This window comes from Mycobacterium sp. ML4 (assembly GCF_054515735.1).
The window spans coordinates 33,026-54,373 of record NZ_JBTNSY010000030.1 but is presented as its reverse complement, the minus strand read 5'-3'; the positions used below and the strand labels follow the sequence as shown (position 1 = coordinate 54,373).

21 protein-coding genes and 2 pseudogenes are annotated in these 21,348 nt (G+C 66.1%); 9 read left to right on the top strand and 14 right to left on the bottom strand.

The features are described 5' to 3' along the window. Position 1 precedes the first annotated feature (1 nt). The gene (gene purS / locus ACX9NE_RS25775; protein ID WP_459364458.1) at positions 2-241 is read left to right on the top strand and encodes a phosphoribosylformylglycinamidine synthase subunit PurS; all 240 of its coding nucleotides are present in this window, start codon (positions 2-4) and stop codon (positions 239-241) included. After that, positions 238-912, top strand: a complete 675-nt coding sequence (purQ, locus tag ACX9NE_RS25770) for a phosphoribosylformylglycinamidine synthase subunit PurQ (protein WP_459364459.1) — start codon at positions 238-240, stop codon at positions 910-912. Before purS ends, purQ begins: the two co-directional genes overlap by 4 nt. Before the next feature lie 172 nt (positions 913-1,084). On the opposite strand, the gene ACX9NE_RS25765 is transcribed toward purQ, so the two are convergent. The 3 genes and pseudogenes from ACX9NE_RS25765 to ACX9NE_RS25755 all read right to left on the bottom strand — a co-directional run. Beyond that, a complete protein-coding gene (locus tag ACX9NE_RS25765) occupies positions 1,085-1,543 on the bottom strand; it encodes an immunoglobulin domain-containing family protein (RefSeq protein ID WP_459364460.1) in 459 nt (152 codons plus the stop codon). A gap of 85 nt (positions 1,544-1,628) precedes the next feature. Then, on the bottom strand, positions 1,629-2,630 hold the full coding sequence (locus tag ACX9NE_RS25760; protein ID WP_459364461.1) for an LLM class flavin-dependent oxidoreductase: 1,002 nt from the start codon (positions 2,628-2,630) through the stop codon (positions 1,629-1,631). A 3-nt stretch (positions 2,631-2,633) separates the two neighbouring features. After that, positions 2,634-2,741, bottom strand: a pseudogene (locus tag ACX9NE_RS25755) (GntR family transcriptional regulator); the annotation flags it as partial. Here ACX9NE_RS25755 and ACX9NE_RS25750 point away from each other — a divergent pair. Then, complete coding sequence (locus ACX9NE_RS25750; protein WP_459370846.1) at positions 2,718-2,858, top strand: hypothetical protein; 141 nt, start codon at positions 2,718-2,720, stop codon at positions 2,856-2,858. The pseudogene ACX9NE_RS25755 and the gene ACX9NE_RS25750 overlap by 24 nt on opposite strands. Here ACX9NE_RS25750 and ACX9NE_RS25745 read toward each other — a convergent pair. The 4 genes and pseudogenes from ACX9NE_RS25745 to ACX9NE_RS25730 all read right to left on the bottom strand — a co-directional run. Then, the gene (locus ACX9NE_RS25745) at positions 2,846-3,292 is read right to left on the bottom strand and encodes a cupin domain-containing protein (RefSeq protein ID WP_459364462.1); all 447 of its coding nucleotides are present in this window, start codon (positions 3,290-3,292) and stop codon (positions 2,846-2,848) included. The two genes, ACX9NE_RS25750 and ACX9NE_RS25745, sit on opposite strands and share 13 nt — an antisense overlap. A gap of 11 nt (positions 3,293-3,303) precedes the next feature. Further along, positions 3,304-4,755, bottom strand: a complete 1,452-nt coding sequence (locus ACX9NE_RS25740) for a dihydrolipoyl dehydrogenase family protein (RefSeq protein WP_459364503.1) — start codon at positions 4,753-4,755, stop codon at positions 3,304-3,306. 2 nt (positions 4,756-4,757) lie between these two features. Next, the gene (locus tag ACX9NE_RS25735) at positions 4,758-5,453 is read right to left on the bottom strand and encodes a haloacid dehalogenase type II (RefSeq protein ID WP_459364463.1); all 696 of its coding nucleotides are present in this window, start codon (positions 5,451-5,453) and stop codon (positions 4,758-4,760) included. Positions 5,454-5,471: 18 nt separating this feature from the next. Then, positions 5,472-5,689 (bottom strand): annotated as a pseudogene (locus ACX9NE_RS25730) (zinc-binding dehydrogenase); the annotation flags it as partial. Between the two features lie 59 nt (positions 5,690-5,748). On the opposite strand from ACX9NE_RS25730, the gene ACX9NE_RS25725 reads away from it, so the two are divergent. Further along, entirely contained in the window at positions 5,749-7,428 is a 1,680-nt protein-coding gene (locus ACX9NE_RS25725; protein WP_459364464.1) for an MOSC domain-containing protein, read from the top strand. Here the strand turns inward: ACX9NE_RS25725 and ACX9NE_RS25720 are convergent, their stop codons facing one another. The 3 genes from ACX9NE_RS25720 to ACX9NE_RS25710 are packed head-to-tail and all read right to left on the bottom strand — an operon-like array spanning position 7,429 to position 10,000. Further along, a complete protein-coding gene (locus ACX9NE_RS25720) occupies positions 7,429-8,166 on the bottom strand; it encodes an SDR family NAD(P)-dependent oxidoreductase (RefSeq protein ID WP_459364465.1) in 738 nt (245 codons plus the stop codon). Continuing rightward, positions 8,163-8,978: a family 1 encapsulin nanocompartment shell protein gene (locus ACX9NE_RS25715; protein ID WP_459364466.1), complete on the bottom strand. Its 816-nt coding sequence runs from the start codon at positions 8,976-8,978 to the stop codon at positions 8,163-8,165. The genes ACX9NE_RS25720 and ACX9NE_RS25715 overlap by 4 nt, the downstream gene beginning before the upstream one ends. Continuing rightward, complete coding sequence (locus ACX9NE_RS25710; RefSeq protein ID WP_459364467.1) at positions 8,975-10,000, bottom strand: Dyp-type peroxidase; 1,026 nt, start codon at positions 9,998-10,000, stop codon at positions 8,975-8,977. Before ACX9NE_RS25710 ends, ACX9NE_RS25715 begins: the two co-directional genes overlap by 4 nt. Before the next feature lie 45 nt (positions 10,001-10,045). On the opposite strand from ACX9NE_RS25710, the gene ACX9NE_RS25705 reads away from it, so the two are divergent. Next, positions 10,046-11,305 (top strand): M18 family aminopeptidase, encoded by a 1,260-nt coding sequence (locus ACX9NE_RS25705; RefSeq protein WP_459364468.1) that lies wholly within the window; start codon positions 10,046-10,048, stop codon positions 11,303-11,305. 9 nt (positions 11,306-11,314) lie between these two features. Continuing rightward, positions 11,315-11,662: a VOC family protein gene (locus ACX9NE_RS25700; RefSeq protein ID WP_459364469.1), complete on the top strand. Its 348-nt coding sequence runs from the start codon at positions 11,315-11,317 to the stop codon at positions 11,660-11,662. Positions 11,663-11,670: 8 nt separating this feature from the next. Here the strand turns inward: ACX9NE_RS25700 and ACX9NE_RS25695 are convergent, their stop codons facing one another. Beyond that, positions 11,671-13,032: an HNH endonuclease signature motif containing protein gene (locus ACX9NE_RS25695; RefSeq protein WP_459364470.1), complete on the bottom strand. Its 1,362-nt coding sequence runs from the start codon at positions 13,030-13,032 to the stop codon at positions 11,671-11,673. Positions 13,033-13,233: 201 nt separating this feature from the next. Here ACX9NE_RS25695 and purL point away from each other — a divergent pair, with 201 nt between their 5' ends. From purL to ACX9NE_RS25680, 3 genes are all read left to right on the top strand, one after another. Beyond that, positions 13,234-15,510 carry a phosphoribosylformylglycinamidine synthase subunit PurL gene (purL, locus tag ACX9NE_RS25690; protein WP_459364504.1) on the top strand — a complete coding sequence of 759 codons (2,277 nt, stop codon included), beginning with the start codon at positions 13,234-13,236 and terminating at the stop codon, positions 15,508-15,510. Beyond that, positions 15,507-16,148 carry an Rv0804 family intramembrane glutamic endopeptidase gene (locus ACX9NE_RS25685; RefSeq protein ID WP_459364471.1) on the top strand — a complete coding sequence of 214 codons (642 nt, stop codon included), beginning with the start codon at positions 15,507-15,509 and terminating at the stop codon, positions 16,146-16,148. Before purL ends, ACX9NE_RS25685 begins: the two co-directional genes overlap by 4 nt. 70 nt (positions 16,149-16,218) lie before the next feature. Beyond that, positions 16,219-17,175, top strand: a complete 957-nt coding sequence (locus tag ACX9NE_RS25680) for a phosphodiesterase (RefSeq protein WP_459364472.1) — start codon at positions 16,219-16,221, stop codon at positions 17,173-17,175. On the opposite strand, the gene ACX9NE_RS25675 is transcribed toward ACX9NE_RS25680, so the two are convergent. From ACX9NE_RS25675 to ACX9NE_RS25665, 3 genes are all read right to left on the bottom strand, one after another. Further along, entirely contained in the window at positions 17,120-18,715 is a 1,596-nt protein-coding gene (locus ACX9NE_RS25675) for a stealth family protein (RefSeq protein WP_459364473.1), read from the bottom strand. The genes ACX9NE_RS25680 and ACX9NE_RS25675 overlap by 56 nt on opposite strands. Positions 18,716-18,878: 163 nt before the next feature. After that, the gene (locus ACX9NE_RS25670; protein ID WP_459364474.1) at positions 18,879-20,126 is read right to left on the bottom strand and encodes a haloacid dehalogenase-like hydrolase; all 1,248 of its coding nucleotides are present in this window, start codon (positions 20,124-20,126) and stop codon (positions 18,879-18,881) included. Then, a complete protein-coding gene (locus ACX9NE_RS25665; protein WP_459364475.1) occupies positions 20,123-21,337 on the bottom strand; it encodes an MCE family protein in 1,215 nt (404 codons plus the stop codon). Before ACX9NE_RS25665 ends, ACX9NE_RS25670 begins: the two co-directional genes overlap by 4 nt. Positions 21,338-21,348: the final 11 nt, after the last annotated feature.

The window sequence follows — 21,348 nt, the reverse complement described above, 5'->3', positions numbered from 1 at the left end:
AGTGGCCCGCGTGGTCGTGCATGTGATGCCCAAAGCGGAGATTCTCGACCCGCAGGGGCAGGCGATTGTCGGTGCTCTGGGGCGGCTGGGTCATCCGGGAATCTCAGATGTGCGGCAGGGCAAGAGGTTTGAGTTGGAGGTCGATGAAACCGTCGATGACGCCCAGCTCGCCGAAATCGCGGAATCGCTGCTGGCGAATACGGTGATCGAGGATTGGACCATCAGCCGGGATCCGCGGTGACGGCACGAATCGGGGTGATCACCTTCCCGGGCACCCTCGATGACGTCGATGCGGCCCGGGCAGCACGCATGGTGGGTGCGGAGGCGGTCAGCCTGTGGCACGCCGATGCCGACCTCAAGGGTGTCGACGCCGTCGTGGTGCCGGGTGGGTTTTCCTACGGTGACTACCTGCGCGCCGGTGCGATCGCGAGGTTCGCCCCGGTGATGGGTGAAGTGGTCGCGGCGGCCGGACGAGGCATGCCGGTGCTGGGCATTTGCAATGGTTTCCAGGTGCTCTGCGAGGCAGGCCTGCTGCCCGGCGCCCTGACCCGCAACGTCGGGCTGCATTTCATCTGCCGCGACGTGTGGCTGCGCGTCGCGTCGACGTCGACGGCATGGACGTCGCGATTCGAGATCGATGCCGACCTGCTGATACCGCTGAAGTCCGGCGAAGGTCGCTATGTTGCGCCCAAGCAGGTGCTCGACGAATTGGAGGGCGACGGCCGGGTGGTGTTCCGCTACCGCGACAACGTGAACGGTTCGCAGCACGACATCGCCGGCATCAGCTCAGCCAACGGACGCGTCGTGGGCCTGATGCCACACCCCGAGCACGCCGTCGAACCCTTGACCGGTCCATCCGACGACGGCCTGGGTCTGTTCTATTCGGCGCTGGACACGGTTCTCACCGCCTGAGCCCGCCCGCTGCGAGGCTGGCGCACGGCGCTGCCGGTCGCGTCATGGACGTCGCTGAACGTCGGGTCATCGGTCAGCACCGGACTGCCGAGCTCGTCCGCATAGCGTTAGACCGGTGATGTTGACCGCGCGGCGAGCCGCGACCGGACCGAGTGCTTACCGGTCGCCTTGGTTAGCTGGCGTCTTGCAGCAACGGCCCGGGCGGTAATTCGGCGGCGACGGTCACTCGGCTGAAGAGGTCAATGGCCGCCGCCGTGGCGCGGTCGGCGAAAGCCGCAAGTTCGTCGAAGCGGACCCGTTCCCCGATCCACCGCGACTGTTCGGCCATGACGCCGATGCGGTGCGGGTCCGATGAACCGTGCACAACCGCGGTGACGTCGCGATGTTGCTCGTTCCAAGCGTCGGCTAGCGCCGTCAACCGCGCCTGTTCGGTGATGGGAAAGAAGCACGCCGGGGTGACTCGGATCGTGAAAACGTCCGGATGCATCGGCGGAATCTCGAGATGGACGTGCAGGCGGAGCTCGGTGTTGAGGACGAAGAAGAACTCGCCGTCGTGCCGGCCGCGGAAATACCGTCGCGCCCTGGTGCACAGGTAACGTTCGATCAGATTTGTGCTCAAGGGCTCACCCATGCGCCTCATGTTCCGCCGCCGGGCTATGCGGACCCTTGTGTCAAAGCCAGGGATTCCGAAGAATCAGTTGAGAATTCGCTGAGCATCACGCTGCGTTGAACGACGGAATGATTTCGCTGCCAACAATATCGAGATACTCGGACTGCACGACGTGGGGAATGGTGAACAGGAACTGGTCGACGCCGCAGCTTTGGTACCCGCGGATGCGGTCGGCACAGCGCGCGGGCGATCCGACGATCAGTCCCGATTCGGGGATGGAGGCGAATTCGGCGCGGATCCGGGCCTCCTGCTCGGCGGAGTCGGTCGGCGCCAGCAGCACCGTGACCGACAGGCGCAGCGTCTGCGGGTCACGGCCCGCCGACTCGCAGGCCCCGTTGAGGAAGTCGCGACGTCGGGTGACCTGTTCGGGCGACCACCAGCGCACGTTCAGGCCCTGGGCGGACCTGGCGGCGATGCGTTGCACTCGATCGCCTTCACCGCCGATCCACAGCGGCGGGTGGGGCCGTTGCACCGGAGGCGGATCGCAGATGGCACCGTCCAGGGTGTAAAACCGGCCGCGGTAGGTGGGATTCGGCTCGGTCCACACCGCCTTCATCACGTCCAGTGACTCGGCCAGCGCCGAAACCCGTTCTCCCACAGTCGGAAATGGAATCCCGTAGGCGTCGAACTCACGCTGGAACCACCCGGCGCCCATCCCGAGATCGAGGCGACCCTCGGAGATGACATCGAGCGTCGCCGCCATCTTCGCCAGTACCGAAGGGTGGCGGTAGGAATTGCACAGCACGCTCGTGCCGAGGCGAATGCGTGTGGTGTCCCGCGCCAGTGCGCTCAGCGCAGTCCAGCATTCCAGCAATGGAAGTGAGGAGGGTGGCGCACTGGAGTCGGCCCCGCTCGGTTCGCCGGCGATGCCGGCGTCTTTGACGTAGTCGTCGGGACTGATCGTGAGGAAGTGGTCGCACAGCCACACCGAATCGAAGCCGTACCGTTCGGCCTGCTGCGAGACGGCGACCATGTCGCGGTAAGCGCTCACCGCCAGTCCGTTGACGGTCAGAGCCAGGATGAGACCGAATCGCGTGTCGGAATGCATTGATTATGAATCACTTTCAGTCAGCCCGACACCCGGCGCGGCGACTGTGCGGGGCAGTGTGACGGAGAACTTGTACCGCTCCGGACGATGATGAAACAGCACCACCTCGAGGTCAAGCGCTGCAATGACTTCGTCGTCGGACGCTTCGACCATGTGGTGATCAATTGCCGCGATGTCGAGGGCGACCCCGGAGATCGCCGTCTACCGATCGCCTTTCAGAGCGGATAGAGCTCCGGCAGATTCACCACGATGGCCTCCTGACTGTTTCGGGCGATAACCACCTCGGCCGGTGTATTCGGGTCCGGGTTCTCTTCCCGGTGGGGCACGAACGGCGGGACGAAGATGTAGTCACCCGGTTCGGTCTTGATCCGCACTTCTTGCACGCCGTCGTGAAAGACGAACTCCGGGTTGCCGCTTCGCACATAGATCGCCGTCTCGGATTCCCCGTGATGATGATTGCCCGAAGCCGTTTGGGGCTCGATGTACGTCTCGCCCATCCACAGCTGCTGAGCGCCGACCGACTTGCCGCTGATGGCGGCGAAGCGTTGGAGCCCTTCCGTTTGGGCGGTTCCGGAGTCGAGGTCGGATGCCCGGATGTGATGAACCCGCTTACGGCGCACATCGACGTCTGTCGTGTCGAAGTCGGGGTGGAATCCGTCCATCAGGACTCCTTTCAGACGATCACCATAAACGAATCGCGGTAGGCTTCAAGCAGTCTCAACCACAGTTCACTGATGGTAGGGAAACACGGCACGGCGTGCCACAACCGCTCGACCGGGACTTGGCCCGCAACGGCGATGGTGGCCGCATGTAGCAGTTCGGTAACTCCGGGGCCCACCAGCGTCACGCCCAGTACGTGCCGGCTATCGACATCGACCACCATGCGTGCCCTGCCGGTGTATCCGTCGGCGAACAATTTTGCTCCCGTCACCACGTCGCCGATCTCGACGTCGATGATCTTGGCGCGGTGGCCGTGCTGTGCGGCCTGCTCGGCGGTCAACCCGACGGCGGCCACTTCGGGGTCGGTGAAGAAGGCCTGCGGCACGGCGTAATGATCGGCTGTGGTGGCGTGCTCGCCCCACGGAGTCGTGTCGAGCGGACGTCCCGCGGCCCGGCGGCCGATGGCGGCACCGGCGATGCGCGCCTGGTACTTGCCCTGATGGGTCAGCAGGGCGCGGTGGTTGACGTCCCCGGCAGCGTACAGCCAGCCGCCGTCGACGGCCTTCGCCCGGCAGGTGTCGTCGACGTCGAGCCAGCTGCCCGGCGCCAATCCGATTGTCTCCAAGCCGATGTCACTGGTGTTGGGTGCGCGCCCGGTCGCGAAGAGGATCTCATCCACCTCCAACTCCTTGCCGTCATCAAGTGACAGACGCACCGGACCGTCCGGGTCGGGGCGGCGCAGCGTCCGCACCGACAACCCGGTACGGACATCGACTCCGCCCGCGGCGAGCCCGCGGTGCAGGAACTCGCCGACGAACGGCTCCATGCGCGGCAGCAGCCGTGGACCCCTGACCAACAGGGTTACCGCCGAGCCCAATCCGCGCCAGGCCGTCGCCATTTCGACGCCGACACCGCCTGCACCGACCACCGCGAGCCGGTCCGGGACCGACCTGCTGTCGGTGGCCTGCCGATTGGTCCACGGGTTGGACTCACGGATTCCGGGCAGGTCGGGGAGCCGCGTGCGGCTGCCGGTGCAGACGACGACCGCGTGCCGCGCTGTCAGCGTGACCTGATTGCCACTTGACGCGGTGACGACCACTCGTCGCGGACCATCCAAGCGCCCATGCCCGCGGATCAGCGTGGCGCCGATGCCGTCCACCCAGTCGGCCTGGCCGGTATCGTCCCAGTCGCTCACATAACGGTCGCGGCGGCCGAACACACCGGCGGGTTCGATCGAACCGGTAACTGCCTCGCGGGCGCCGTCCACTCGACGGGCGTCGGCGATCGCAAGCACAGGACGCAGTAGCGCCTTGCTCGGGACGCAGGCCCAATAGGAGCATTCACCGCCGACGAGCTCGCGTTCGACCAACGCGACGCTCAGCCCCGCGGCCCGGGACCGGTCTGCTGCGTTCTGTCCGACCGGGCCGGCGCCGAGCACCACAACGTCGTATTCGTATGCCGGCATGGTCAATCGGTTCCCTTCGCGGTGGGCGGCAGCTGCCGGGCAAGGTCAAGCAGAGTGCCGGCGATCAGATCGGGTTGCGGCAAGGCGTCGATCGGTAGTGGCGCATTGCCAGGTCGGGTGATCAGCGCCGTGCCGAATCCGACGTTCTGGGCGCCCAGCAAATCCCACACGTGCGATGCGACCATCAGGCAGTCGGCCGGCACCACCTTGAGTTCCTCGCACACGTAACGGTAGACAGACGGTGCGGGCTTGAATGCCCGACATGCGTCGACGGTGAACCGGCGTTCGAAAAAGTCTGCGAGCCCGGCGTTTTCGAGCGCGGTCTGCACGCCGGGCGGGTGGGGGGAGTTCGTCAGGGTGACGAGTCGAAAGCCTTTGTCGCGCAGTTGTGTGAGCCCGTCGGCGCTGTCGGGGTACGCCGGCATGCTCCGCATGCTTGCGGTGAGGAGCTGCGCGTCCTTGTCGTTGACCTGTACGTGGTGGATGTCGGCCAGCATCTGCAGCACTCCGGCGGCCAGCGTGGCGAAGTCGACGTAGTGGTTGGACAAGGTCACCGTCATCGAATACATGACGAGCTGGTTGAACCACTCCCGCAACACGCGCCGGTCGCCGAAAAGCTCCTCGAACAACGGCGCCAACGACTGAGTATCGATCAGAGTCTCGTTCACATCGAAAACCAGCACGGGCGGTGCGGCCACTGATCAGCCTCCTCAACGTCATTCGCGATCCATGACCACCACCATCTTGCCCCCGGCTTCCCCGGCCTCCATCACCCGGTGGGCTTGGCGAATCTGATCGAAGGAGAAGACCCGGGGCGGTTTCGCGTCCAGCTTGCTGTCGGCAACCTGTTGCGCGATGTCCTGTCGCGGCACGTCGGACAGCCGGGCGTGCCGAACACGAAGCTGCCGAAGAATTTCAGGTTCACCGGGGCCGCGGGCACTAGTCTCAGTCGTTGACGGCCGACGAAGTGGCGCCGGCCGAGGAGGCGCACAGATGGGCAAGCTGGTTTCGGTCAACGTGGGGATGCCCAAAGATGCGCGATGGAATGACAGGACCGTTTACACCGGAATCTGGAAGACTCCGGTCGATGGACCGGTGATGGCGCGCCGTCTCAATCTCGACGGCGACGGTCAGGGTGATCTCGGTGGTCATGGCGGCGAACAGCGCGCCGTACTGGTGTATCAGATCGAGTCCTACGAGTACTGGACGAACTATCTCGGCCGTGATGACCTGCGGCCCGGTCATTTCGGGGAAAACTTCACGGTTTCCGGGCTTGCCGACGACGAGGTGTGCATCGGTGACCGCTATCGCATCGGTGCTGCCGAATTCGAGGTCACCCAGCCGCGCGTTACCTGTTTTCGCGTCGGCATGCGCCTGGGTGAGCCGCGAATTCCCAGTCTGCTTGTCTCGCAACGTCGCCCAGGTTTCTACCTGCGGGTCATCACGGAGGGCAGCGTGCAGGCCGGCGACGGCATCGTGCTGACTCGCCGTGGCCGGCACGAACTCAATGTGGCCGACGTCGACGCGCTGCTGTACCTACCGGATCGCGACCTCGAGCAGCTACGCAAGATCGTGGACGTCCCCGAGCTGAGCCCCGGATGGCAACAATCCTTCACCGAAATGCTGGCCGCACACGACGGTGCGACCACTTCCGCCGAGACCGTGCCGAGCGGTTTTCGCCGACTGAGAGTCACGGCTACCCAACACGAAACGCCCGTCGTCCTTTCGATCTGGTTGACCTCCGAAGACGGAACTCCCCTGCCGCGGCCGCTTCCGGGCCAGTATCTGACCGTGCGCATCCCCAGCGAGGTGCCGCAGGTACGCAGCTACTCCTTATCCGGTGATCCGGGCGCCGCCGATTACCGCATCAGCGTCAAGCGCGAGGAACACGGGATGGTGAGCCGATGGCTGCACCGCCACATCGAGCCGGGTGCCATCCTCGAAGTCGCCGCTCCCCGGGGCGATTTTTGCCTGATTGACAACGACAAGCCGGTCTTGTTGATCTCCGCGGGTATCGGTGCGACTCCGGTGCTGGCGATGCTGCATGCACTGTCGACCGCTAGCAGGGGCGTCTGGTGGCTGCACACCACGCGCAATCGAGACTCCGAGGCGTTTGCCGCGGAGGTCAACGAGCTGATCGACGTCATGCCGCATGCGACTCGGCGCGTGTTCTACACCGAGACGCACGGCCGGCTGGACCGGCGGGCGGTCGCCGCACTGGGCCTGCCGACCAACGGCACCGCCTATCTCTGTGGGCCAACGCCATTCATGGCTGATATGCGCGACGTCCTCACCGGGCTCGGATTCGACTCGGCCGATATTCACAGCGAAGTATTCGGTGCCCGGCCGGCCATCAACCCGGGCGTGGTCAACGCGGCAGCCCGGCTGCCACACCAGCCGCCGGGCGCCCCCGGCGACGGTCCGGCCATCACCTTCACACGAAGCGGGCTGACGGTGAACTGGTCTTCGCGGTACTCGAGCATCCTGGAGATCGCCGAAGCATGTGATGTGTCAACGCGTTTCTCGTGCCGCAGCGGGGTATGCCACGTGTGCGTCACCAGCGTCGTCGCCGGAACGACCAGCTATGTCCAGCCACCTCTTGAGTTGCCCGAGCCGGACGAGGTGCTCATCTGCTCTGCCGCCCCCGCGAGCGACCTGATGCTCGACCTGTAGCTACCGGGCGAACGACGTCTCGCCGCCGGTGACGTTGAAGATCGAGCCATTGACGTAACTGGCTTCGGGCGAGACGAGAAAGACCACCGCGCTGGCGATCTCATTGGCGTCAGCGATGCGGCGCAATGCGGTGACACCCGCCAGCTTCTCCAGCAGGCCCGGCGTGGCCTCCGTTCCCGGAGTGTCGGTGGGGCCGGCCGCCACGGCGTTGACCCGCACGCCGGATTCGCCGAATTCGTCCGCCCACACCTTGGTCAGCAGTTCCAGGGCAGCCTTGGTGGCGCCGTAGATGCCGCCTTTGCGCTTCGGTGCCGATGCCGCGAGTGTGCTGATGTTGACGATCGCGCCGCGGCCCCGGTCGGCCATGCCCGGTGCCAGTTCCTGCACCAGGATGTACGGAGCGCGCATGTTGACGCTCACGTGTTCATCGAAGACGGCGTCGTCGGTGTCCACCGTGTCGCCAAAGATGAACACGCCGGCGTTGTTGATCAGGATGTCGACGTGGCCGGCTTCGGCGGCCAGTCGTCGCACCTGGCCGGGATCGTTGAGCTCGGCGGCGACGAAACGTGCCGTGCCCCCACCGCTTTCGATCTGCCGCACCACCTCGCCACCGCGATCCGCACTGCGCCCGTGTACCACCACCTCGGCCCCCCGCTGCGCGAGCCGCAGCGCTATGGCGCGGCCGATCCCGGACGTGGCGCCGGTGACCAGGGCCGTGTAGCCGCTGAAGGTCGTCATGGTGCTGAATCTCTGGGCGGAGTGAGCGCGACCGATGCCTCGGCCGTGTAGCACAGGAACGTGAGGGTCTCCTGCAGGTAGAGCTGCACGGTGTCGGCGTCGTGGCTGAGGTAACCGATCGACACGTCGGTGCCCAGTTGCAAGTCGAAATCACCGCCGCGCGTGGTCAATACGAACGCCCCGTCGATGGCCGGCGCCCAGATGATGTCGCCGTCGACCAGCCGGTTCAGGTGCTCCAGGATCGGATACCCGTGCTCGGTGGTTTCACTCACCTTGGTGTACGCGTCGGCGGACAACAGCACCGCGTATGGGCCGTCGACGCCGGCCAGTCGCAGTTCGGTCAGGGCCTGGGTAATGACGTCGGGGATGTCGCGCGGGTCCTCCGGCAATGTCAGGGGCGGGTTGGAGCTGGCACTGCGGATGCCCTGGATCGACGCCGGCGCGTATCCCTCGAAGATGCCGCGGTCCTCCACGAACGCCAGCTTCTTGGCGGCCACCTTCACCGGCTCCCAGTCTGAGTCGTTGGAGCCGCGCTCGACGTCGTCGATCTCGTTGCGGGACAAGGTGAACGGGACTCGCAGCCGGACCAGAGGCCGGCTGTCGCGCAGGTGAGCGATCACACCCTCGGTAGGCGATTCCAAGTCGATCAGGCGGCCGGTGCTGACGGCCGCAGTCACCGGGCCGCCGGGCGCACTGACGTCCACGACCCGGCGGCCGGCGATGTGCCGCTTGAATGTCCGAGCCGCCTCTAATTCGATTTCCCCCCAGGCGGATTCGGTGATCGGCGCCAAGTCGCGGTAGAGATTGTTCATTGGGAGATTCCTTTCAGGCTGCCGATCGAAAGCGAGCCGTCATGAGAGGCCGGAGCGGCGGCCGGGACCGGCGCGGGAGTTTGCGGCAAGGCCGGTGGAGCATCGAGGAAGTCAACCGTGGGGGAAAAGAACAGCCCGCCGGTGACCGCGGTGGAGAAGTCGAGGACGCGGTCGGTGTTGCCGGGCGGATCACCGAGGAACATGTTGCGCAGCAGGCGCTCGGTTACTGACGGGGTACGCGAATACCCGATGAAATACGTACCGTATTCGCCCTTACCCACCTCGCCGAACGGCATGTTGTGCCGGACGATCTTCAGCTCGGTGCCGTTCTCGTCGGTGATCACGTTGAGCGCGATGTGCGAGTTGGACGGCTTGACGTCGTCGCCGAGTTCGATGTCTTCAAGCTTGGTTCGCCCGATCACCCGCTCCTGCTCGGTGACCGACAGCGAATCCCAGGACGTCATGTCGTGGACGTACTTCTGCACGTGCACGTAACCCGCGCCGGCGAAGTCGGGGTCCTCCTCGCCAATCATCGTGGCGCTGAGCGCAATCGGGCCCTGCGGGTTCTCCGTGCCGTCAACGAAACCGAGCAGGTCGCGATTGTCGAAGAACCGGAAGCCGTGCACCTCGTCGACCACGGTCACCGCGGCACCCATCGCCTTGACGATGCGGCCGGCCAGTTCGAAGCAGACGTCCATGCTCTCGGCCCGGATGTGGAACAGCAGGTCGCCGGGCGTCGCGGGCGCAGTGTGGCGCGGACCCGTCAGTTCGGTGAAGGGATGCAACTGGGCGGGGCGCGGGCCGGAGAACAACCGGTCCCAAGCGTCGGAGCCGATCGAGGTGATCGCTGACAGTCGTTTGGTCGGGTCGCGGAAGCCGATCGCCCGCACCAGACCCGAGATGTCGGGAAGCGCGTCGTGGACCGTTTGCTCACCACCCTCGTCGATGGTGGCCACCAGGAAGATGGCGGCTGGCGTCAACGGCGCCAGAATGGGCTGCGGCTGAACAGCGGGCACAGGCATGACCCTAACGCCCTTGCGAAGGGGGGCGGTGCTTAACCTGGCTACATGGTGGCCACCGCCCCCGGCCTGGGTGAATTCATCGATGCGTCGCCGTCGCCGTTCCACGCGTGCGCCACGGCGGCGGCCCGGCTACTCGATGCCGGATACACCGAACTCAGCGAATTCGAACGCTGGCCCGAACAGCCGGGCCGCTACTTCACCGTGCGCGCCGGCTCCCTGGTCGCCTGGTCTGCGCCGGCCGCATTGACGCCATTCCGGATCGTCGGCGCCCACACGGACAGTCCGAACCTGCGGGTCAAGCAACACCCGGACCGCTCGGTGGCCGGCTGGAAGGTGGTGGCGCTGGAACCGTACGGCGGGGCGTGGCTCAATTCCTGGCTTGACCGCGATCTGGGGATCAGTGGCCGGTTGTCAATGCGAGACGGCGGAGGGGTGAGCCATCGGCTGGTCCGCATCGATGAGCCGATTCTGCGAGTTCCGCAATTGGCCATCCATCTCGCCGAGGACCGCACGTCGCTGGCCCTGGATCCGCAGCGGCACCTCAACGCGGTCTGGGGCGTCGGTAGCGCGGCGGAGTCCTTTGTCGGGTGCGTCGCCGAGCGGGCGGGAGTGGCCGCCGACGATGTGCTGGCGGCGGACCTGATGACGCACGACTTGACTACGTCGACGGTAATCGGCGCCGACGGCAGCCTGCTCAGCGCGCCGCGGCTGGATAACCAGGCCAGCTGTTACGCGGGACTGGAAGCACTGCTGGCTGCCGATCCGCACGCATGCCTGCCGATTCTGGTGCTCTTCGATCATGAAGAGGTGGGCTCGACGTCCGACCACGGCGCGCAATCCAATCTGCTGGGCACCGTCCTGGAACGCATCGTGCTGGCCGCCGGGGGCAACCGCGAAGACTTCCTGCGGTTGCTGCCCGCTTCGATGTTGGCGTCGGCCGACATGGCACACGCGACGCATCCCAACTACCCGGAGCGTCACGAGCCGGGACACCAGATCGCGGTCAACGCGGGACCGGTGCTCAAGGTCCACCCGAACTTGCGGTACGCCACCGATGGACGCACCGCCGCGGCATTCGCCGTCGCCTGCGAGCAGGCGGGTGTGCCGTTGCAACGCTACGAGCACCGCGCCGACCTGCCGTGCGGGTCGACGATCGGACCGATGGCCTCGGCGCGAACCGGTATCCCCACGGTCGACGTGGGCGCCGCCCAGCTGGCCATGCACTCCGCGCGGGAGCTTATGGGTGCGCACGACGTTGCCGCGTATGCTGCGGCTCTGCAGGCCTTTTTCGCGCCTGGGGCATAGGGTCGGGTTATGTTGCTCAATGTGGAGATGGTCACCTTCGACTGCACCGACCCGGTGACGCTGGCTAAATGGTGGGCCGAGAATTTCGGGGGTACGCCGCACGAGCTGATGCCGGGCGAATTCATCGCAGTGGCACGGCCCGAAGGGCCGCGGCTGGGGTTTCAGAAGGTTAACGACCCCACCCCGGGCAAGAACCGCGTCCATCTCGACTTCGGCGCGCAGGATATGGAGGCCGAAGTCGCCAGGCTGACGGCGGCCGGTGCCAGCGAGATCGAACGGCACAGTGTCGGCGACAACTTCCGCTGGGTGGTACTGGCCGACCCGGAAGGTAACCAGTTCTGCGTGGCGGGTACTTAGCAGACCCGCTACGGGTCCTCTTCGCTCGCAAAGAGTCGTTCGGGGTGGTGATAGTCGTTGGTGCGGGGCCCACCGCGATCGAAGCGATGAGGTGGGGTCCATGCGGTGCGGTGGTTGGGGAGTTTTGTTGTGGTCCAGCCTTTTCCGATGAGTTTGTGGTTAGGGGCGCAGGCCCGGGTGAGCTTGTCTATGTCGGTGTGTCCGCCGGTGGCCCACTCGTCGATGTGGTGGACTTCGCATTTGTCGGCGGGTACGTCGCAGCCGGGGAAGGTGCAGCCGCGTTCGGACGCGAACAGGGCGAGGCGCTGGTCGGGTGAAGCGATGCGGCGGCTGCGCCCCAGGTAGAGGGGGCGGTTGGAGTGGTCGTCGAAGACTGCCAGGTAGTGGACGGCGTGGCTGGCCACCCGGATGAGCTCGCGCATGGGAATCACGGTGCCGCTGGCGGTGATGCCGTGGCCGGTGGCGGTGGTGAGTTCTTGCAGGGTGGTGGTGACGACGAGCGTGACGGGTAGGCCGTTGTGTTGTCCGAGTTTGGGGTCGCCGAGTTGGCCGCGGACCAGGCTGTTGAGGGCGTCGTGCTGGCGTTGGGCGTGGGTGCGGATGTCGGTGCCGGCGGCCTCGTCGCTGGGTTCGCCCGTGACGCATGGCGTTTGGTCGGCGGGATTGCACATGCCGGGTGCGGCGAAGCAGGCCAGCCAGGCGTCGATGTTGGCGCGTAGTTCGGGCGTGGCGACGAGGGTGCCTTCGCTCATGCCGTCGGCGCGTTGGGGTTTCCAGGTGAAGCCGCGCTGGCGAGCGCGGTCGCGGTCGGAGAACTTCCCGTCGGGGTTGATCGTGACGGCGGCGCGTTTGGCGACCTTGTCCAGTTGGTCGGGGCGCAGTTGGGTGGCTTGGTAGGCCAGAAAGCGTTCGGCGTGCTCGACTACGGCGGTGGGGGTGTCGGCGGGCAGGTCGTGGAGGAAGGTCTGGATGACCCGCAGGTGCTGGGCATCGAGCAGGCCGTCGCGCCATTGCCGGGCGGTGGCAGGCAGTTCGGGGGGCAGCTCCTGACCGGTCAGGGTGGTGCGGGGGGCTAGTTGGGCGGCGTCGCGGATGCGGCGGCGGGCTTCGGTGTAGGTGATGCGGCACCAGTCGGCTATGACCTGGACAGCGGGCCCACCGATGTCGGCGGGATCTTGGGCGGCCACGCTCCCGATAATGTCGTGGCTGAGGACGGCTTGCTCGCGGCGCGAGGTTTCCAGGCGCTCCAAAGCGCGCAGCCGGACCACGGGGTCGAGGGCCGCAACGTTGAGTTCGCGCAGCCCGGCAACGGCGGCGTCGAGTGCCTCAAAGGCGACAACCACATCCCGCGGAGCCGTTATCGCACTCATGTTCGAATCCTATTGCGAACCCGGGCGCTGAGCCGCTCACGCGGCCCTCACCTGTGGACAAACGCCCAACTGTGGATAAGCGGCGTTGCCATGACGAATCCAGTCAGGATCGTCAGGTGAACGGTCTGGTCCGTTCCGGCGCAGTCAGCCTCGTCACCGCCGGGAACCTAGACTGTGTCCGTGACGAGCGCGCACACCCCCGTGACAGACACCGTCGAGCACGCCGCAGCCACCCCGGACCAGCCGCAACCGTTTCACGAACTGGGCCTCAAAGACGACGAATACCAGCGGATCCGCGAGATTCTCGACCGTCGCCCGACCGACACCGAGCTGGCCATGTACTCGGTCATGTGGAGCGAGCACTGCTCTTATAAGTCCTCCAAGGTCCACTTGCGCTACTTCGGTGAGACCACCACCGACGAGATGCGGACCGGCATGCTGGCCGGCATCGGCGAGAACGCGGGCGTCGTCGACATCGGCGACGGCTGGGCGGTCACCTTCAAGGTCGAATCACACAACCATCCGTCCTATGTGGAGCCCTACCAGGGTGCGGCCACCGGCGTCGGCGGCATCGTGCGCGACATCATGGCGATGGGAGCCCGGCCGGTGGCGGTGATGGACCAGCTCCGGTTCGGCGCCGCCGACGCGCCCGACACCCGCCGCGTCCTGGACGGGGTGGTCCGCGGCATCAGCGGCTATGGCAACTCGCTGGGGCTGCCCAACATCGGCGGTGAGACCGTCTTCGACGCGTGCTACGCCGGCAATCCGCTGGTGAATGCGTTGTGCGTCGGCGTGTTACGGCAGGAGGACCTGCACCTGGCGTTCGCCTCCGGTGCCGGGAACAAGATCATCCTGTTCGGGGCGCGCACCGGGCTGGACGGCATCGGCGGGGTCTCGGTGCTGGCCTCGGACACCTTCAGTGCTGATGGCGCCGGAGACGCCGCGCGCAAGAAGCTGCCGTCGGTGCAAGTCGGTGACCCGTTCATGGAGAAGGTGCTCATCGAGTGCTGCCTCGAGCTCTACGCCGCTGGCCTGGTGATCGGCATCCAGGATCTGGGCGGCGCGGGATTATCCTGCGCCACATCGGAATTGGCATCCGCTGGGGACGGCGGCATGGCGATCGACCTGGACGCGGTGCCGCTGCGCGCCAGGGAGATGACGCCCGCCGAGATCCTCTGCAGCGAATCGCAGGAGCGGATGTGTGCGGTGGTCGCGCCGGAGAACGTCGACGCGTTCATGGCGGTATGCCGCAAGTGGGAGGTGCTGGCGACCGTCATCGGCGAGGTCACCGACGGGGATCGACTGCGCATTACCTGGCACGGCGAGACCGTCGTGGACGTGCCACCACGCACCGTGGCCCACGAGGGCCCGGTGTACGAGCGCCCGGTCGCCCGTCCCGAAACCCAGGACGCCCTCAATGCGGACTCCTCGAAGAAGCTGCCCCGACCCGTCAGCGGGGACGAGTTACGCGCGACTCTTCTTGCGCTGCTTGGCAGTCCGCACCTGTGTAGCCGCGCGTTGATCACCGAGCAGTACGACCGCTACGTACGCGGCAACACCGTGCTGGCCGAACACGCGGACGGCGGGGTCCTGCGCATCGACGAGGCGACCGGCCGGGGTATCGCCTTGTCCACCGACGCCTCCGGCCGTTACACCCAACTGGATCCCTACACCGGTGCCCAACTCGCGCTCGCCGAGGCTTATCGCAACGTGGCCGTCACCGGCGCCACCCCCGTCGCCGTGACCAACTGCCTCAACTTCGGCTCACCGGAGGATCCCGGCGTGATGTGGCAGTTCTCACAGGCGGTGCGTGGGCTGGCGGACGGCTCTGCGGCGCTGGGCATTCCGGTCACCGGCGGCAACGTCAGCTTCTATAACCAGACCGGCTCCTCGGCAATCCTCCCGACTCCGGTGGTCGGAGTGCTCGGCGTAATCGACGACGTCAGCCGGCGCATCCCGACCGGTTTCGGCACCGAGCCCGGAGAAAGCCTGCTGTTGCTCGGTGACACCCACGACGAATTCGACGGGTCGGTCTGGGCGCAGGTGACCGCCGACCATTTGGGCGGCCTGCCTCCAGTGGTTGACCTGCAACGCGAGAAGCTGCTGGCCGAGGTGCTGGCCGCCGCATCACGCGACGGCCTGGTCACCGCCGCCCATGACTTGTCCGAAGGCGGTTTGGCCCAGTCCATCGTCGAATCGGCTATTGCGGGCGAAACCGGTTGCCGCATCGTGCTTCCCGAGGGTGCCGATCCTTTTGTGACGCTGTTCTCCGAATCGGCGGGCCGAGTACTGGTGGCGGTGCCGCGCACCGAGGAGAGCCGGTTCCGGTCCATGTGCGAGGCGCGGGGACTTCCCGCCGTCCGCATCGGCGTGGTCGATCAGGCATCGGATGTGATCGAGGTCCAGGACCTGTTCACGGTATCGCTGAGCGAATTGCGGAAGACGTCCGAGGCGGTGCTCCTGCGATTTTTCGGTTGAGGCTTCGCGCACTGGGGTTGGCCGCCGCTCTGATCGGATGGAGCCTCGTCAGTCCGCGCTTACCGTCCCCATACCGGGTACCGGCGCAGGCCGGTACCGGTGGCGCGCTGGCCGTAATGTGCCGCGCGCCGTTGGGTTTTCGCCCACCGCAGGTCTGGACGGGGTTGGGGCTGGGTTCGGCGGCAGCAGCCCTGGCGGCGGCCGCGGTGGCGGCCACCACGCCCGTCCCGCGGGTGCGGATGTCGATGTCAGCGCGCGAGCTGCCGTCCTCGGTGCCGGGTTGGCTGGCATGGCAGATACCCGTCGGCACGGTGTGGGCCGAGGAGGCTGCCTTTCGTGCGGCGCTGGGCACCACCACCGCGAAAGCCTTCGGCCCCGTGGCCGGAAGGGTGTTGCAGGCGAGCGCGTTCGGTCTGTCCCACATCGCCGACGCGCGTGCCGCGGGTGAACCCCTGCTGCCGGTTGTGTTGGTGACCGGCCTGGCCGGCTGGGTGTTCGGGTGGCTGGCCGAGCGCAGCGGGAGCCTGATGGCGGCGATCCTGGCGCATCTGGCCGTCAACGAAGCCGGCGCAATCGCCGCCGTTGCCGTGCAGCGTCGAACGTGCAACAGCTCACATGACGCGCGATCTCGGCAATGACGTCCTACACTTGTTACTGGCTTGTTAAATCCTCAGTTAAATCCCCAGTTCGAGGAGGGTGGCACCGCCGGTGCACAGACTCAGGGCCGCGGAACACCCGCGGCCGGATTACGTTCTCCTGCACATCAGCGACACCCACCTCATCGGTGGGGACGGTCCGCTCTACGGCGATGTCGATGCCGACGGGCGGCTCGGTGAACTACTAGGCCAGCTGAATGACTCCGGGGTGCGCCCGGACGCCATCATCTTCACCGGCGATCTGGCCGATAAGGGGGAGCCGGCCGCGTACCGCAAGCTCCGCGATCTGGTGGAACCGTTGGCGGGCGAGCTGGGTGCCGAACTCATCTGGGTGATGGGCAACCACGACAACCGGGCCGAGCTGCGTCGCGTGCTGCTGGACGAGATTCCGTCGATGGCGCCGCTGGACCAGGTGCGCAGGATCGACGGTCTGCGCATCATCACGCTGGACACCTCGGTGCCCGGGCACCACCACGGTGAGATCCGTGCTTCTCAATTAGCCTGGCTTGCTGACGAATTGGCTGACCCGGCTCCTGACGGCACCATCCTGGCGCTGCATCATCCGCCGATTCCCAGCGTGCTGGACATGGCTGTCACCGTTGAGTTGCGTGATCAGGCGCCCCTGGGCCGTGTGCTCAAGCGCACGGATGTTCGCGCCATCTTGGCCGGGCATCTGCACTATTCGACGAACGCCACATTCGCCGGGATTCCGGTGTCGGTCGCCTCGGCCACCTGCTACACGCAGGACCTCACCGTCGCCGCCGGCGGCACCCGCGGCAGAGACGGCGCCCAGGGGTGCAACCTGGTGCACATCTACCCGGAAACCGTTGTGCACTCCGTCATTCCGCTCGGCGGCGGCGACACCGTGGGCACGTTCGTCACCCCCGGCCGGGCGCAGCGCAACATCGCCGACGCCGGCATCTTCATCGAACCCTCGCGTCGTGACTCCCTGTTCAAGCACCCTCCACTGGCGCTGACGTCGACGGCAACGCAAAATCCGGCCGACTGACCTCACCGACGTTCTCCCAGGGTGCAGGGATCGGGAAGTACCGCTCCAAGAAGCTGATCACCAGCTCGGCGCGCTCGGCCGCGGAAACTTCGGGAAAGCTGCTGTCGTTGAGGCAGAAGAAGTGGTGCCGGCGGCGTTTGCGCAGTTCGGGCAGTAGATCCAGGCCGGCTCGGCTCGTGGTGTTCACATACTGAACTTTGGCGTTCTCCTGCTGAACAGCGCGTCCGGTCAGCAACGCGTAGTAGTGGTAGAAGGAATTCGTCACCGAGATATCGGTGGCCGAGCGGAATGCGCTGGCCTGGGTGCGAGCGAAGTCGTCCGGGAATTCTCGCTCCATCTCCAGCAGTATGCTCTTGCGCAATGGAACGGCGGTGTGCTCGAGATGGCGTGTGGTGAGCTGTCCGAACCGCTCGAAGAGCAGTCGCCGGTTCACCCGCGCCGCATTCTCGAAACCGCTGCGGGTGGGATCGTTGGTTCCCAACCCGATCCGGGTCTTGGCTTCCACGAACTTGCTGACCCCACCGGGCGAGAAGAACATGCTGGCCTTCAACGGTCGGCCGAAGAACATGTCGTCGTTGGAGTACAGGAAATGCTCGCTCAGGTCAGCGATGTGGTGCAGTTGGCTCTCTACCGCGTGTGAGTTGTAGGTCGGCAGCGCGGTCGGGTCCGAAAAGTGTTCGACGGCCGGCACGATCGTGATCTTGGGGTGGTCGGCCAACCACGGCGGTGGTGTCGAATCGGTCGCGATGAAGATGCGGCGGATCCACGGGGCAAACATGTTCACCGAACGCAGCGCGAACTTCAATTCGTCGATCTGACGGATCCGCGCTTCCGCGTCGTCACCCTCACCGACAACGTGTTCGGACAGCTGTGCGGCCCGCCGGGCCCGGAACTCCGGGTCGCTGCCGTCGACCCAGGAGAAGACCATGTCGATGTCGAAGGTCACGTCGCTGGTGTGCGGGGTGAACATTCCCTCCAGGGTCGGCCACTTGTAGCCGTAAAGCTTGACGGTCGCCGGAGTGACCTCGGCCCGGGGTAACACAGTGCGGGTCAGCGAGTTCTCCACCGGGCATCGGATCACCGATTCGTCGAACACCCAGAACTGCAGATCGACGCCGAAACCCGGGCCGTAGCGGAATCCGCCCGGCGCAATCCGGCGCCGGTACAGTCGCACGATACGCGGATCCGACGCTGCTGATAGCCGTCCGTGCGCCACCAGCAACGGAGGTAGTGATTGTCCGTCAAGGGTTTTCGCGTACATCGGCTCGGTGATGCACGCCGCCGCCAATGCCTGCTGGACGGCGGCGCGTAACTGGATGTCGACCGCAAGAACCGGCCGGTCTTTGTGGTTGCGGACCAGCAGGTACGGAATATCGGCCCGGTTCAACGTCTTTCGCAGGAACACCAAATCTTCGATCTGGGCCTCATGTGGGGTCAGACCGCTTTCCAGGCGGGCGATTCTGCCTCGGCGGGTCACCACAAGAGGGTTCAACGAGCGCCCGGCGGACCGAGCACCGTCGCTGGAGAAGGTTCTGGGCATCGGAACACCGCCTTAAGTCGCGTGATTGGTCAACCGGAGAATCTCACACTTCCGTCCGGACGGCGCGACGGGGTGATAACTGTTGCCGCACAGAAGATTTAGAATGATATTCGATACATGGCTGTAACTGCCAGTTCATGTCGGTGTCATCTCGGCTGCGGGTTCAGTACACGCGGTCCTGCTGGTCGGGGACGAGATTGCCGCCGGCGTCGTGTAGCGCGGTCTGACCGCCATCGGGTTCGTCGAACCCCTGGGTGGCGCATGGATACGGCGGACTCTGCGGCAGCGGGTTGATGAATGTCGGGTTGACCAGCCAGCGCCCGTCGGGGTCGGAGTAGGCCCGGCACATCAGCTCTATCTGGTTGCGGTTCAGGACGAGCCGCAGCGCGGTGGCGTCCGAGACGAAGGTGGCGTCGCCGTCGGAGTCACCGGCGGCGAACACTTGGCGGCGCTGTTGCGGTGCCGGCTCAAAGGCCGCTGGGCCCTGGATGCTCAGCACCTGCTGGTTGACGCGGCATCGCTTGCCTTCGTTGAACGGCATTGAGGGCTCGCCGCCGCAGAGCACCAGGCGCGGAGTCACCAGATCGCCGTCGTGCTCGGTGAGCACGCCCATCACCCGGTCGGCGGGGATGCCGACATCTGCTGCCCACACCCGCACCACCACCTCCGGTGAGGCGGAGATGACCCGTACGTCGAATCCGTTGGCCTGCAATGTGCCGACGAGGTCACGCATCTGCGAGTAGTAACGCACCCACCCGGTCTGCCGCGTGCTGCCCACGGACTGTTCGGCGCTCTGCGGCGCATCCAGATTCTCCTGCCGCGCGGCGGTCGCGAAGGCGGTGATGTCCGAGTCGGTCCAGCCGGCGAGTATCTGCAGCAGCCATGCGTCGACGGGCTTGAACCGTCTGTGATTGAAGCCGGCAAATGCCCGTGCATGTGAGCGTGTTTCGCCGCTCGAATAGATGGACACCAACTCGTCGGCGCACCCGGTGCCAGGGCCGCTTCCGGTCGGCAGGGGCTGACCGGGCGGCGCCAGGCTCCCGCAGGCCGTCGCCAGCGCCGCCGCGGCCGGTGCGGTGAGGAAGGGGCTGGTGGTCGTCCAATCGCCGGCTGCGGGCTGGCGCACCTTGGAGTTGCGCACCACCCAGTAGAAGGTCGCGTGGCCGATGTCGTTACGAATCATGGTGTTGTCCCAGTCGAACAACGCCAGCGGCCCCGCCGCCCCGGACTTGTCGCAGGTGCCGAGCTGCTTGATCATCGCGTTGATCCGGTCGCGGTTGCCCCCGTACCAGCCGGAGTCGGCGGCCAACGTCCGGCAGCCGCCATGGTCGGCGGCCTTGGTGCCGTGGCACGCGGTGATTAGCAGCGCGGCCGCCGACAGAGCACTGAGCACGCGCAGCAGTGGGGTCATGGGTTGATTGTGTTATCCCCGATGACCCGGCCCCACACGTAACCGATAATCAGCGGTGAACCTATTTCGAAATGGTTGTACGGGGCCAGGCTCGCGCCGACGTCCATCACCAGGTACGGGGCGGGCCACAGGTTGCGGGTGATCTTCTGCCAGCAGCCCGGCTTCCCGCCCGGCCCGCCCCGGGCGTTGACGCGGGGTAGGTTTTCCGGCCAGATGTACGGATTGGGTGCCCCCGAAATCGCGCCCGCTGACGTTGCGCCGAGCGCGTAGCCGTTGAAGCCGAGCGCATTGCGGATCCGCGGCGCGACCTCGTCATAATTGTGCAGCGTGCAGACGATCTCCGGGCTGTACTCATCGAGCAGTTGAGCGGTGGGAATGAGGTCTGCGGCCCCCCGCGCCAGGTAGGGACCGGCCCGGTCGAACACCGGCGCAGCGGTGCCGGCGAACCCGGCGGCCGCCAGAAATGCCGCGTCCAGCTCGTTGCGCTGCTCACTGACCGTTCGCGCCGTAGTCGTCGCCTGGTCGAGAGTCGCGAGTAGATCCGGCGCGGCATCGGCGTAGACGTCTCCCAGTGCCGCCAGCCGCTGCACATCGAGCCGGGCCTCCGGCAGCCGCGGATTCAGATCGTCGAGTATCGCGTGTCCGTTGGTCAGCGAGGCGCCGAACTTGTCACCCAGCCCGGCCAGCGCCTGACCGGCCGCACTGAGCGTCACATTGAGCTTGACCGGGTCGACTTTCTCGGCGATCGCGGTCAGCGTCTGAAACACTGTGTTGAATTCGGTGGTGACCTTGGTGGCATCGATCACCATGGACGGCGTGATGTGTTGCCGTGCAGGCTCTTTCGGCGAACTCAAGGAGACGTATTTGTTGCCGAAAACCGTAGTCGCTTTGATCTCGGCGGCCACATTCGCCGGAATCTGCGGGATGTACTTCGGGAAGATGTCCAGGACGACCTGGGCGGCGGGGATACCGTCGCGGGTGATCTCGGAGATGGCCGACACCCGGCCGATCTGCACGCCGTTATAGGTCACCTTCGCACCCGGGTCCATCACCAGGCCCGCCCGCGGAGCAACCATGGTCAGTTTCGTCTTCGGGGTGAAATTGCCGCGGAACTGCCAGTAGAGGGCGCCCAGGACGAGCGTCAACGCCACCAGCGCGATGAGGCCGATGGTCCGGTAGGGTGGCCGCGCGCCCGAGCGACGACGCTCCATGATTCTGAGAC